Origin of the sequence: Romboutsia lituseburensis, from assembly GCF_024723825.1 — a bacterium.
GTDB lineage: Bacteria > Bacillota > Clostridia > Peptostreptococcales > Peptostreptococcaceae > Romboutsia_F > Romboutsia_F lituseburensis_A.
Genome location: NZ_JANQBQ010000001.1, coordinates 720,118 through 733,043 on the forward strand (window position 1 = coordinate 720,118; position 12,926 = coordinate 733,043).

Below are 12,926 nucleotides of genomic sequence, written 5' to 3' on the forward strand. Positions count from 1 at the left end.
ACCACGTGTGATCTACACTTCATGTAGGCAACGAATTCATCCCTTGCTAAAAAATCTACTATATAATGAATACAATTATTATATTGTTCAAATTCTAATACTGTATTAATATTTTTACTATTTTATATTTTTGTAGTATAATAAGCTTTATATAATTTTATTATTATATATTAATAACTTGTTTATATATTACTCAAGGAGGAACAAACAATGAAATTAAATAGACTAGAAAAAGTTTTATCTGGAATGAAGGAAAACAATATCCATCAAATATTAGTAACAGACAAAATATCAATCTTTTACTTAACAGGTAAAATGATAAGCCCTGGTGAAAGACTTATTGCTCTTTATCTAGATACTAACGGAGATCATAAATTTTTCTTAAATGAATTATTCCCTGTTACTGAAGATTTAGGTGTAGAAAAGGTTTGGTTTAACGATACTCAAAACGCAATAGAAATAGTTTCAAATTACATAGATAAAAATGCTACGATCGGAATTGATAAAAATTGGCCAGCAAGATTCTTATTATCTTTAATGGATACTTGCCCTAATTGCAAATATATAAATTCATCATTTATAATAGACTCTTTAAGAATGTGTAAAGATGATGAAGAAAAAGACTTAATGAGAAAAGCTTCTCAAATAAATGATATGGCGATGGTTAAGCTTCAACAAGCTTTACTTGAGGACTTAACAGAAAAAGAAATGGCTTCAAAATTAGCTACTATATATGAAGAACTTGGTGCAGATGGATTCTCATTCTCTCCAATAATAGGATATGGTCCAAATGGTGCTGATCCTCATGCTCATCCATCAGATGCTAAGGTAAAAGTTGGAGACTGTATAATACTTGATATGGGATGTATAAAAGACAACTACTGCTCTGATATGACTAGAACAGTATTTTATAAAGAAGCTCCTCAAAAAGCTAAAGAAGTATTTGAAATAGTACTTGAAGCAAATAAAAGAGCTATAGCATTAGTTAAACCAGGAATGAGATTTTGCGATATAGACAATGCCGCAAGAGATTATATAACTGAAAAAGGTTATGGAAAATACTTCACTCATAGAACTGGGCACTCTATAGGACTTGAAACTCATGATATGGGAGATGTTTCTGCTATAAATACTGACGTATTAAAGCCTGGAATGATATTCTCTGTTGAGCCTGGTATATACTTACCTGGAGAATTCGGAGTTAGAATAGAAGATCTAGTACTAGTAACTGAAGACGGACATGAAATACTAAACAAACATACTAAAGAATTAAATATAATAAAATAATTAAAAAACTCCAACATATATTAAACCTTATTTGCATTAATTTAAATAAAGGTCAATATATTTGTTGGAGTTTTTTCTTATAAGATTAATCATAACAATTCACTAATTAATATCATCTTCATCCATATCTAGTTCTTTTTGAATTTTCTCTTCCTTCTTTTTGCTAAAGTAATATATGACTGACAACATCGCCACATAAACTATGGCGTATGATATATAAAATCCAATAACATCTTCTACTTTTGGACCAGTTAATATAGTAAAAAGAATCATAGTTCCTATACCTGAAATTACAGCATTTTTAAAATAGCTTTTATATGATCCTTCATTATTAACAAAAATGTTATTACCTAATTTTAAATTGCGTATAAGATTATAAAACCCAGCACCTACTAAGCATAAAAATTCTCCCATAAATTGACTAGGTGGAGCTTGTAAAAAAAACTGCTGTATTACAACTGCTAAAAGTAATCCGTATATCAATAATTGAAATCCATCACTTTGAATTTTTCTTCTTTGAGCTAAAACTCTTTCGTCTTGATTTTTAATATTATTCATATCTATTCCTCCCAAAATAAATCATCTAAGGTTTTCCCTAAAGCTTTACATATTGCAATACAAAGATTTAGAGTTGGATTATAGTTTCCAGCCTCTATCAAACCAATCGTCTGCCTTGTTACCCCTACTGCTTTGGCTAAATCGTCTTGCTTCATATCACATTCAATACGAGCTATTTTCATTCTTTTATTTTTCATAAAAACCTCCCTATATTACATATAGTATTATAAATATAACATAATGTAAACTATATATTGCATTTTGTTATATAAAATGGCTATGTCAGATTTTTTCGTGATAAATATATTTTTAATTATATTTAGAGATGTAATAGCTTAACTTATAAAAGTTTGTAACTATCTTATTGCCGTAGCAATATATAAATGAAGTATTACAACAAGTTTTACACTAACATCTTAAGTTACTTTACTATATCTAAAATTTATTAACGTAAACTAAAAGAATAAGGAAATACAAAATTGTATTTCCTTATTCTTTTAAGTAACTATAAAGCATATCTAAAAAATACGGTTGTTTTAACTTTTCACTTACAACTGCCCATTCATATTTTCTTCTTTTTAGTTCTTCTATATATGAAGTTTTAAATATATTTGTATATTCTTGTATGCATTCATCATCTATTTCTTTTCTTTCATCAACAAATTCATTTAAACTTTTTTCTTTTAATTGGTTTAATATAGTATATGTACTTTCTTCTAATTTTTAATCTAAATCAACTTTTATAAATTCTACTAACCCAATAATATTAAATTGTTCTTTTATAATTGAATCTTCATGCTGTTTTAGGTGTTTTTTCAATTCATCTAATAAATCATTTAAGTGTTTTTTTGTATATAGATATAAATTATCTTCATCTTGTATTTTAATATTTTTTTTAACTATTAGAATTTCTCTATATTCTCCACCTATTCCTTTTAGAATATTTTTAGTTATTCTAATTGCATCCATTATATGACCTCTGTCTACGATGCCATATATAAAGCGTTCGTATATTGTTATAAATTCAGAGTTTAAAAGTCCTAGTTCAATCCTTTGCTCTTCTGTTTCATCCATGCTATTTTTTATGTCTCTTTTTAATAAGTAAACTTTAAATAATCCTTCCAATTCTTCTAATGAAATTTTTTCATCAACCTCTTTTATATTAAGCATTAACCCAATTAAACATTTTATTAATTCAGGTTTAGTTTGTTCTATATTTTCTTTATTTAAACTTTTTATAAGTTCGTAGGTTTCATTATAATTCATCCAGTTCTCCTTTTATATATATAATTACCCCTATATTTTCAATTTTTTTATTAAAAATAAACTGTATATAATGATAATAATTCTATAGGTATTAAAATATATCGACATATTATTCCTTATCATACTTATATTATATCAAATATAATATTATTTAACATATCAATTATAAATCTTTAAAATATGATAAAAAATAAACTTATCAAAATCGCAACGACATCTTTTGCATAAATATCTTTGCCTCCCCTCTAGATTTTTTTATTTTTATTAACATTCTTGAATCTATATTTAGGACACTCACACCATTTTGAAAATCTAATTTCTTTAATAATGGCTTTTATATCTACTTGGGGCATAATCTCAAGTATCCTTTCTATAAGATATAGTTAATATATACAGAATACCCTATTTATTAGATTATTAATGAGAAAAGTATATAACATAGCCTATAAAATATTCATTATAAAAATTTCAATTAGTAGACTTACTTTTCTAATATTTAAATTTCAATTAATAGAAATAGTTATTTCATAAAATTATAATCTAATTTTTAGTTTTTTCATTTTTTGTAAATATATGTATTTTATTATATAATTGTATTGTACAAAACAATGTCATTTAGGGGGAATACATTATGAATAGAATAGACGAAAGAGATACTATGTTTGCAAGAGCAAGCTATCAAAAAGGAAGTACAGCTTATCAAGATTATTATTCAAAAAATCCAGATAAACAAGAAATTGATGATAGTTTAAGATCTAGACCTAACTTATGTGAGGAAGGTAACATAACAGTTGCATAAAGGTTATAAAACTATAGGAATCAATTATAATATTTTATAAACTGTTTAGCCTCGTATGTGGAGAAATCCACATAGGACACAACTTTAAAACCAGTAACTCCTAAAGCTCAACAACTACAATAAAAGATAGAATCAGAAACTCTTATGAATGTGAGGAAACTCAGAAACAATAGTTGAGATGGTATAAGGTGAGAACCTAAGTATCGTGACAATGGATGTTTGGTCGCCAAGCCTAGAAATAGGAAGGTCAAACGACTATCCCGCAAGGGAGTACACTACAAGCTATTGGTAGTGGAAATGGGTTGCCCCTAACGTATAAGTCGAGGGTGAAGAAATAGTCTACGCACGTTCTGAAAGGGAGTGGCTATTATCGTGAGAGAAATAGCTTCATATAAGTAGCGTTATATGGAAAATATCTAAGACTATATAAAAGTGATTTCCTAATATTACATCGAATGTTCATATCCTATCCATCGTATAATATACGATGGATAGGATATGATAAAAAGATGATGAAAGGCTATAAAGTTAGAATTTATCCAAATAAAGAACAACAATTATTAATGAATAAAACTTTTGGTTGTGCTAGATTTGCTTATAATTGGACTTTAGCTAAACAATTTGAATCATATAAAAATGGTAATAAATTTATATCAGAGGGTGAATTAAGAAAGCAATTCACACAATTAAAAAAAGATATGAACGCTAATGGAGAAGAATGGTTGTACGAAATACCAAATAATGCTACTAAACAAGCTATTAAAGATTGTTTCAAAGCATATAAAAACTTCTTCAATGGCAAAGCTAAAAAACCAAAATTCAAAAGTAAAAAACACTCTAAATTAAGTTTTTATAATGACACTTATAAAATAAAAGTGTTTGATAATAAAGTGCAATTAGAGGTTATAGGAACTATAAATCTAGCAGAGAAAAGTAGAATCCCTAAAGGTAAAATGTATAATCCTAGAATATCATTTGACGGATTATATTATTGGTTAAGTATAAATGTTGAAGTTGATGATAACCAAATCAATGAAAATAAATCTGAACCAATAGGAGTAGATTTAGGTATAAAAACATTAATGGCTTATTCTAATCAGATGAATTTTAATAGAATTAATACTAAAAAAGAAATAAAAAAACTTAAAAGGTTACATAGAAAAGCAAGTAGACATTATATTAAAATGTATAAAAATAAAACTACTAATAAATCTAGAAATCTTTTAAAAATTGAGAAATCTATTTTAAAGCAACATAGAAGAATTACAAATATTAGATTTAATAATATACATCAAGCTACTACAAAACTAATAAAACTTAATCCTTCACATATTGTAATTGAAGATTTAGAAATTTTTAATTTAATGAAGAATAAGCATTTGGCTGAAAAGTTTGCAGATTGTTCATTTTATGAGATTCGTAGACAATTGAAATACAAATGTGAATGGAATAATATAAACTTAGTTATAGCAGACAAATGGTATCCATCATCAAAAATATGTAGTAATTGTGGTAATAAGAAAGATAAGTTAAGTTTATCAGAGAGAGTTTATAAATGTAAATGTTGTAATTTAGAAATAGAAAGAGATTTCAATGCTAGTATTAATTTAAAAAACTTAGCTATATAACTTAAATATAAGTTAAGTATGTACCCAAACGTTATTGGGGAATTTAAGCCTTTGGAGAGTTATAAAAAACGAAAGTAGATTTTCTTATGAATTTCAAAATCAAACTCTATGAATTAGGAATAGGATTTTATAAACTTTTATAAAGTTTTAGTAACGGTACTATGACTTATAATGAAATAAATTCGAAAATGCCTAGCTGTGCTTTTGAATTTTTAGAAGATATAAGACATCTATGTGAAAAAGAAGTTAATTCACCAAAGGTTGAAACAAATCCTAAAGCAATTACTAAAAAATTAAAAGGATTTGCTAAACAATATGGAGCTTGTGTTGTGGGCATTACTAAATTAAATGAATCACATATATATACTCATAGAGGTCGTCATGAGGAAAACTATGGTGAAGAAATTAATCTAAATCATAAGTATGCAATTGTATTTGGATGTGAAATGAACAAAGAAATGATAAATAGGTCTCCTATGATTTGTGAAGTCATAGAAACTAGTAAGTGTTATGTAGATGCTTCTATTGTAGGTATGATTCTTAGTTATTTTATAAGAAGCCTTGGATATGAAGCTAGAAATCATATGGATGCTAACTATTTAGTTATGCCAGTACTTTTAGCTCGTGATGCAGGTCTTGGAGATATTGGTAGAAATGCTATTTTGACTAACAAAATATATGGTTCTAGACTAAGATTAGGTGTAGTTACTACTGATTTAGAACTTGAGGAAGATACTTATGAAGACTTTGGATTAGAGGACTTTTGCAATGAGTGTAAAAAATGTTCATTCAACTGCCCTTCTCATTCATTAAGTAATGATAGTAAAATCAGTAACTTAGGAGAATATAACTGGGTAATAGACCATGAATCATGCTACACAAAATGGAGATATTTAGGTACAGATTGTGGTATGTGCATTTCAGCTTGTCCATTTAGCCAAGACTTAGAAACTATAAAAAATACAACTACATTTAAAAATAATAAAACTCTTATTGATGAGGCTTTAAAAGAGTTTAAAAAGAAATTTGGAAATAGAGTTTTTGTGCCCGGTAATCCACCTTGGCTTAGATAATTATTAATATAAAAATATACTGAGTTAAAATACATTTATATTTTAACTCAGTATATTTTAAATTTACCATTTTGCATAGTGGTCTTCAAACCAACAGATAACATCGTTAAATTCAATAGTTTCATCATTTACTTTAACTTCTCCATTTATCCTTCCTATATGTTGTTTTAGACTTGATTTAACTAATATTTTATTATTTTTTTTATCATTTATAGATTCTACTTTAAATATCAAATCTATTTGTTCCTCTTTATTTTGATTATTTTTTATAGACCATTTATTTTCATCTATTTTTTCAAAGTTAACATCACTATATATCTTATATAATATACCATTTATTTTTATACCATTTTCATTAACACCTGTATTATCTGTCCACTTACCACCTAAGTTTAGGCCAACTTTTAAGTCTTCATTTTTAAATCCACAAGTTAACCAATACCAAGATTTTTCTCTTTCCCATATTCCTCTTCCGTAATCAATAAAACCTATAGAATCCTCTAAATTAAAAGTTTCATTTTCATCTTGACCTATGCATACATATCCCTTTGATTTTAGAGGTAATTGTTTCGATGTATAGTGATATTTTTTATCACTCCACGGTACTAATACATTTAATGACTCCTTTTGTAGTATAAAATTAGCATCTATATCTATTTCATGCCATTTAATCATTACATGTAGTTTTTCATTTACTCTTATTATATTGAAATACATATCTTTATTTTGATAATGGGCATAAGACCCTACTGAGTTGTGTATTATCATTCCATTACATAAAGGTATTGTAATATTTTTATGTATCTCTCTTTTTTCCTCTAAGTCATAAAAGTCTATAAAAATTAGTCCTACATAATCAAGTTTTACTATAGCAAATGCACATATATATTTGTCGTTCATCCACATATAATGATTCCATATTTTCTTCCTAAAATATCCACTATCTATGTCACAATTTGAGAATATCTTTCTACTCCACCCTATAGATTCTTTGTTTAAAATTCCTTCTTTAGTACATATAAAGTTCTTATTTTTTAATTCTTTCATTCAAACCCTCCCGTCAATCAAATGATAGCAAATTTTAATAAATACACTTATATGATTTTAATTCTATATATGAAAAAAACTACTTTAAGTATTGACTTAAAATAGTTAAAAAAATTTATTGATTTTTATATATTAATATTATACTACATCTATGATAGTTTCGTCATACTTATCAGATAATTCATACATTTTATGTATTTATTTTTTTATCTGTATATAAAATGTTAAATTTTTATAATTTTTTATTTATGTATTACTAAAATAAGTTTATTTGAATATAATAAATAGTAACGTAGTTTTATGCTACTTATTAAATTTATATTCTCGAGGTGCTTAAAATGAATATTTCTTTTAGATCATCAAAAAAATGCAACGGTAAAAGAAGTAAGATTTTGGACTTAATAAATTTTAATGATTTATTATCTGATAGTGATATTTTGTTATATGATGATGACTATGATTACGACAATACTTATGACGAAGATTATGACTATGATTATGTAATTTCTGAGGATAACTTAAAAATGGAAGATGATGTTTATAAAGATGATACAATATACTATTTATAAATTTTTAATATAGTTTAGAATATATTTATTTTAAGGTGTCTCCATATTTTAGAGGCACTTTTCTTGTTATATAATACTTAAAAATATTTCCTTTCTTTTTTATATAACCCCTCCTTTAATTTATTAGATTTTAATTTTTAATAATTATTTATTAGTAAAATAATCAAGTTATTAATATTAAAAACTCGCCATTCGTGCCTAAAATAATACCATTTATACATAAAATATTGTAAAAAAATATTTTTAGTTTATCCTTAAATAAGAGTATTTTTAATAAGAAAAACAGGTTAATGAACTTGAAAACTTTTTAAATATTACATCTATTATCTAAAAGACATATGTTAATGCTATTATTACATAAAGTTTTGTACAGTTAAGGGGATAAATCATGGATAAAGCAATACTTATAAAAGATTTAAAGATGAACTTTGAGGATAAAGAAGTTTTAAAAGGAATAAACCTTGAAATAGACAAGGGAAATATAATAGGATATATAGGTCCAAATGGTGCTGGAAAAAGTACAACTGTAAAAATAATACTAGGTTTAATTGAGGGTTATACAGGAGTTGTTAAAATATTTGGAGAAGATATCTCTCAAGAAGAGGTATATAAAAAAAGAATAGGATATGTGCCTGAAGTAGCAGAAACTTACGAAAGCTTAACAGCTAGAGAATATTTAACATTTATAGGACAACTTTACGGATTAGAATATGATGATGCTGATAAAAAAGCTTATGAATTAATGGATATATTAGAAATAAAAGATGTTTATAACTCAAAAATTGAATCCTTTTCAAAAGGAATGAAGCAAAAGGTTATTATAATATCTAGCTTAATACATAACCCAGATATACTATTTTTAGATGAACCACTAAGTGGATTGGATGCAAATAGTGTAATGATAATAAAGGAAATCTTGCTAAGTTTAAAAGAAGAAGGTAAAACTATTTTTTACTCTTCACATATAATGGAAATTGTAGAAAAAATAAGTGATAGAATCATACTTTTAGATGATGGATCTATTGTTGCAGATGGAAGCTTTGATGATTTAAAAGAAAGTTTACATCAAAAATCTCTAGAACAAATCTTTAATCAACTTACAGGATTTAGTGAATATAAAAATCTTGCAAAAAAATTTATATCTGTAATAAAAGAGGTGTAAATTATGAATAATTTTATTTCACTAAATATACTTGATAAATTTAGGTTTTTATATGAAAAACTTGGTATTGATTATGATACTATGAGGTTAATATTAAGTATAAAACTAACATTAGACTCAAGAAAAACATCTAATTTATTAGAACGTCAACAGTTTGATCAATATTTAGATCAATATAAAACAGTTCAAATAATATATACAATCATTGGATTTTTTATGATGTTTATTATAATAATGAGTAAAAATACTTTAGTCTCAATGGCAACTTATTTTGCAATGTTTATGTTTTTTATAGCTACAAATTTTATGTCTGATTTTTCATCAGTAATATTAGATGTTAAAGATAAATCTATATTAGCTACTAGAGGTATAGATTTAAAAACTTTAAATGCATCTAAAATAACACATGTTATGATATACATGGTAAAAATAAGTATAGCATTGAGTGGATTTTCATTAATTGCATCACTAAAATATGGATTACTTTTTTCTTTAGTATTCTTAATAGAAATATTTCTTATAAATATTTTCATGCTAATGTTTTCTGGGCTAATTTATTTACTTTTACTAAAGTTATTTAATGGATCGAAACTTAAAGATGCAATCACTATTATACAAATAGGAGTTACAATATTATTTAGTTTGACTTATATACTTGTTATTAATTTATCTACAAGTATAGATTTATTTAAAAGCATTCATTTAGGTGCAATACGTTACTTTTTACCACCTTTTTGGTTTGCATCTTTACTTGAGATAATAGCAACAAAACATATAAATAAAACATTATTAATACTTTCTTTTTTAGCTTTAGTAACACCTTTAATATCAGCTTTAATATATATAAAGCTTACACCAATATTTGAAAAAAATCTTCAAAAACTCAATAATAATGAAAGCTCAAATAATAATATAAAAAAATATAAATTTCAAATAAAATTGAGTAAGATTGTGTGTAAAGATAAAGAGGAAAGAATATTTTTTGATTTTTTTTCTAGAATGCTAAAAGTTGATAGAGATTTTAAGACTACAGTATATACAACTATTGGATCTAATTTAATCGGTATTTTTGTAATTCTTGATAGAAATGTAGAAGATATAGGTGTGTATATTTATTTATTTTTATATAGCTATGTAACTATAGTTCCTACAATAATAATAGCATTAAAATTCTCTAGAAATTGTAATGCATCATACATATATAAAACTATACCTATAAAAAATAAAATGAATGTACATAAAGCAGCTATTAAAGCTTGCTTAGCTAATGTAATAATACCTATTTACATAATTTCAAGTATTGTTTTTATGAATATTTATGAGGTAACTGTAATCCAACATATAATAATTATATTTTTGATTACTATATTTATAGCTATAAGTACATTTATTATACTAAATAAAAAACTGCCATTTTCTCAACCACCTAATATATTTAAGAAAAATTATGCAATATTAGATAATTATTTAATGGTTGTTTTAACTCTTATTATGGCAGGTATTCACTTTGTTATTTCACTCTTTGGAACTTTACCACTTAATATTTATATAATAGCTATTTTAATAATAAACATAATTTTATATAAATTAACTTTTAGGGTTAGGTAATTTAATTATAAGTTTTAAAAGCTTAAGTATTTCAGTCAAAATAAAAAGCTAAACTAAATTTAATTTAGTTTAGCTTTTTATTTTATTTATTTATGCATTTTCAAAAGTATAAATAGCTTCAACTCTAGCTAAGTATACAGAGCAATCTATACATCCTATATATTTAGCATACTTTTCAACTTTTTCTTTATCTGATTCTATATCATAATTATTTTCTTTTATTATTTTCTTTATATATGTATCCATTAACACGTTTTTATGTTCGCTTATATCATATCCTAAATAATTTGTTAGTCGTTCTATTTCTTGGCTAAAATCTCCATCTTCTTTTACTAAAAATTCATATACATCTTTTTTATAGGGATTTAAGTCTATTATCTGTTTAACTACCTTACATTCATCTGGTTTAGTTATAAATCCATCTTTATAGTTATTAAACAAAGCTTTTGCTTTTTGTTTTCTCTCTTTACCTATATAACAACTTATTGAATCAATATTATTTTCTATAAGTGCATCTACTACAGCATAATGTATATTAAAACAATCTTCATAAAGATATTGACTTAATTTTTTTACAATAGGCTTAATATCAAAAATTTTATGATTATGTTTTTTACCTTTATTATTTAGTAAAACTTCTTTATTTAAATTATTAAATTGTCTTTCATAATTTAAATATTTTTCACAATAAGAATTTTTAAAAATTTCAAGATCAATTGTTATTATATCAAATCCAACAATTGTTTCTATCGCTTTTTTTAATCCGCTTTCAATACATTCATATCCTAATTTTAATCCATTTTCTGATAATAACTTCTTACTTTTAAAATTCTCTAAACAATTTTTTTCAAAATCTTCACTAGCTCTCTTTGCATATATCTTAAACGACTTTCTAACAGTGTTATAATTATCTAATTTTTCATCAAACTCCACAATCGCACCATTTATATCAAATGTAACCATTCTAAAATCCCCCTACTATAATCAAATTTCTATATTTTATAACTATTTATTTATATATTTGATTATTAAAGTGATTTTCCTTCTAAATAAAGAATTTGTCTAAACTTTCTAAGATTTAACCTTATTATATTAATAGTTCTTGAACTTTCTAATATGTTTTTGTTGTTTTTTGTTTTATATTATGCCTAATAAACCCGCTATAATTGGTAAAAATACTGCTGGTAATAAATTAGCAATCTTTATATTTGTTGCTTTAAGTATGTTTAAACCTAATCCGATTATTAAAAGGCTACCTACACCTGTCATAGAATTTATTACTGCATCACTTAAAACATTTGATAAAAATGATGCTCCTAAAGTAATAATTCCTTGATATATAAAAACTGATATGGAAGAAAACATAACACCAATTCCTAATGTAGCAGTAAATATAATAGATGTTATTCCATCTATTACTGATTTAGCTAAAAGTGTTTCATGATTCCCTGTTAATCCACTTTGAAGACTTCCAACGATACTCATAGCTCCTATGCAAAATATTAAACTAGCTGATACAAATCCTTGAGATATTGATATATTCTCTTTTCCTTTATATTTCCCCTTATTAACTTTTAGCTCTATTTTTTCACCTAAATTATTTAACCATTTATCTATATCTATTAATTCGCCGATTAAAGCCCCTAAAGCTATACATATTATTGTTAGCAAAGTATTCTCACCTTTTAATGCCCCTGATATTCCTATGTATACAACGCATAATGCCAAACCATTCATTATCGTATCACTAATTTTTTGTGATACTCTACCTTTTACTAATAATCCTATTACGCAACCTAAAATAATAGCTAAACTATTTACTATAGTTCCAAACATATAACCACTCTCCCCTATATACTCTTATGTGAGTTTAATTATATCAATTTATTTTTTAGAATTCATTAAATTTTCTAATTTTTGTAATATAAA

Annotated in this window: 13 protein-coding genes and 1 pseudogene; 7 read left to right on the forward strand and 7 right to left on the reverse strand. The window is 25.0% G+C overall.

The features are described from left to right. The first annotated feature begins 210 nt into the window (after positions 1-210). Positions 211-1,287: a M24 family metallopeptidase gene (locus tag NWE74_RS03645; protein ID WP_258241877.1), complete on the forward strand. Its 1,077-nt coding sequence runs from the start codon at positions 211-213 to the stop codon at positions 1,285-1,287. Positions 1,288-1,389: 102 nt separating this feature from the next. Here the strand turns inward: NWE74_RS03645 and NWE74_RS03650 are convergent, their stop codons facing one another. From NWE74_RS03650 to NWE74_RS03665, 4 genes and pseudogenes are all read right to left on the reverse strand, one after another. Further along, positions 1,390-1,845 (reverse strand): DUF6773 family protein, encoded by a 456-nt coding sequence (locus tag NWE74_RS03650; protein WP_258241878.1) that lies wholly within the window; start codon positions 1,843-1,845, stop codon positions 1,390-1,392. Between the two features lie 2 nt (positions 1,846-1,847). Continuing rightward, positions 1,848-2,042, reverse strand: coding sequence for a helix-turn-helix transcriptional regulator (locus NWE74_RS03655; RefSeq protein WP_092724930.1), 195 nt, complete (start codon positions 2,040-2,042; stop codon positions 1,848-1,850). Between the two features lie 526 nt (positions 2,043-2,568). After that, entirely contained in the window at positions 2,569-3,111 is a 543-nt protein-coding gene (locus NWE74_RS03660) for a hypothetical protein (protein ID WP_258241879.1), read from the reverse strand. 192 nt (positions 3,112-3,303) lie between these two features. After that, a pseudogene (locus NWE74_RS03665) lies at positions 3,304-3,434 on the reverse strand (IS1595 family transposase); the annotation flags it as partial. 308 nt (positions 3,435-3,742) lie between these two features. On the opposite strand from NWE74_RS03665, the gene NWE74_RS03670 reads away from it, so the two are divergent. The 3 genes from NWE74_RS03670 to NWE74_RS03680 all read left to right on the forward strand — a co-directional run bounded on the left by NWE74_RS03670 (position 3,743) and on the right by NWE74_RS03680 (position 6,611). After that, on the forward strand, positions 3,743-3,910 hold the full coding sequence (locus NWE74_RS03670) for a hypothetical protein (protein ID WP_258241880.1): 168 nt from the start codon (positions 3,743-3,745) through the stop codon (positions 3,908-3,910). A 512-nt stretch (positions 3,911-4,422) separates the two neighbouring features. Next, complete coding sequence (locus tag NWE74_RS03675; RefSeq protein ID WP_309137271.1) at positions 4,423-5,538, forward strand: RNA-guided endonuclease TnpB family protein; 1,116 nt, start codon at positions 4,423-4,425, stop codon at positions 5,536-5,538. Between the two features lie 161 nt (positions 5,539-5,699). After that, complete coding sequence (locus tag NWE74_RS03680; RefSeq protein ID WP_258241882.1) at positions 5,700-6,611, forward strand: 4Fe-4S dicluster domain-containing protein; 912 nt, start codon at positions 5,700-5,702, stop codon at positions 6,609-6,611. A gap of 63 nt (positions 6,612-6,674) precedes the next feature. Here NWE74_RS03680 and NWE74_RS03685 read toward each other — a convergent pair whose 3' ends face one another. After that, positions 6,675-7,658, reverse strand: a complete 984-nt coding sequence (locus tag NWE74_RS03685) for a DUF2804 domain-containing protein (protein ID WP_258241883.1) — start codon at positions 7,656-7,658, stop codon at positions 6,675-6,677. Between the two features lie 338 nt (positions 7,659-7,996). On the opposite strand from NWE74_RS03685, the gene NWE74_RS03690 reads away from it, so the two are divergent. From NWE74_RS03690 to NWE74_RS03700, 3 genes are all read left to right on the forward strand, one after another. After that, a complete protein-coding gene (locus NWE74_RS03690; protein WP_258241884.1) occupies positions 7,997-8,227 on the forward strand; it encodes a hypothetical protein in 231 nt (76 codons plus the stop codon). A gap of 388 nt (positions 8,228-8,615) precedes the next feature. Then, positions 8,616-9,389 (forward strand): ABC transporter ATP-binding protein, encoded by a 774-nt coding sequence (locus tag NWE74_RS03695; protein WP_258241885.1) that lies wholly within the window; start codon positions 8,616-8,618, stop codon positions 9,387-9,389. 3 nt (positions 9,390-9,392) lie between these two features. Then, complete coding sequence (locus tag NWE74_RS03700; protein WP_258241886.1) at positions 9,393-10,997, forward strand: hypothetical protein; 1,605 nt, start codon at positions 9,393-9,395, stop codon at positions 10,995-10,997. Positions 10,998-11,087: 90 nt separating this feature from the next. Here NWE74_RS03700 and NWE74_RS03705 read toward each other — a convergent pair whose 3' ends face one another. Both NWE74_RS03705 and NWE74_RS03710 read right to left on the reverse strand, forming a co-directional pair. Then, positions 11,088-11,960 carry a kinase gene (locus NWE74_RS03705; RefSeq protein WP_258241887.1) on the reverse strand — a complete coding sequence of 291 codons (873 nt, stop codon included), beginning with the start codon at positions 11,958-11,960 and terminating at the stop codon, positions 11,088-11,090. Positions 11,961-12,134: 174 nt separating this feature from the next. Continuing rightward, positions 12,135-12,833: a DUF554 domain-containing protein gene (locus NWE74_RS03710; protein ID WP_258241888.1), complete on the reverse strand. Its 699-nt coding sequence runs from the start codon at positions 12,831-12,833 to the stop codon at positions 12,135-12,137. Positions 12,834-12,926 lie beyond the last annotated feature (93 nt).

Excerpts from the sequence above, each read along its gene's own strand:
- NWE74_RS03645 (WP_258241877.1), top strand. The coding sequence starts at position 211 with ATGAAATTAAATAGACTAGAAAAAGTTTTATCTGGAATGAAGGAAAAC.
- NWE74_RS03650 (WP_258241878.1), bottom strand. The coding sequence starts at position 1,845 with ATGAATAATATTAAAAATCAAGACGAAAGAGTTTTAGCTCAAAGAAGA.
- NWE74_RS03655 (WP_092724930.1), bottom strand. The coding sequence starts at position 2,042 with ATGAAAAATAAAAGAATGAAAATAGCTCGTATTGAATGTGATATGAAG.
- NWE74_RS03660 (WP_258241879.1), bottom strand. The coding sequence starts at position 3,111 with ATGAATTATAATGAAACCTACGAACTTATAAAAAGTTTAAATAAAGAA.
- NWE74_RS03670 (WP_258241880.1), top strand. The coding sequence starts at position 3,743 with ATGAATAGAATAGACGAAAGAGATACTATGTTTGCAAGAGCAAGCTAT.
- NWE74_RS03675 (WP_309137271.1), top strand. The coding sequence starts at position 4,423 with ATGAAAGGCTATAAAGTTAGAATTTATCCAAATAAAGAACAACAATTA.
- NWE74_RS03680 (WP_258241882.1), top strand. The coding sequence starts at position 5,700 with ATGACTTATAATGAAATAAATTCGAAAATGCCTAGCTGTGCTTTTGAA.
- NWE74_RS03685 (WP_258241883.1), bottom strand. The coding sequence starts at position 7,658 with ATGAAAGAATTAAAAAATAAGAACTTTATATGTACTAAAGAAGGAATT.
- NWE74_RS03690 (WP_258241884.1), top strand. The coding sequence starts at position 7,997 with ATGAATATTTCTTTTAGATCATCAAAAAAATGCAACGGTAAAAGAAGT.
- NWE74_RS03695 (WP_258241885.1), top strand. The coding sequence starts at position 8,616 with ATGGATAAAGCAATACTTATAAAAGATTTAAAGATGAACTTTGAGGAT.
- NWE74_RS03700 (WP_258241886.1), top strand. The coding sequence starts at position 9,393 with ATGAATAATTTTATTTCACTAAATATACTTGATAAATTTAGGTTTTTA.
- NWE74_RS03705 (WP_258241887.1), bottom strand. The coding sequence starts at position 11,960 with ATGGTTACATTTGATATAAATGGTGCGATTGTGGAGTTTGATGAAAAA.
- NWE74_RS03710 (WP_258241888.1), bottom strand. The coding sequence starts at position 12,833 with ATGTTTGGAACTATAGTAAATAGTTTAGCTATTATTTTAGGTTGCGTA.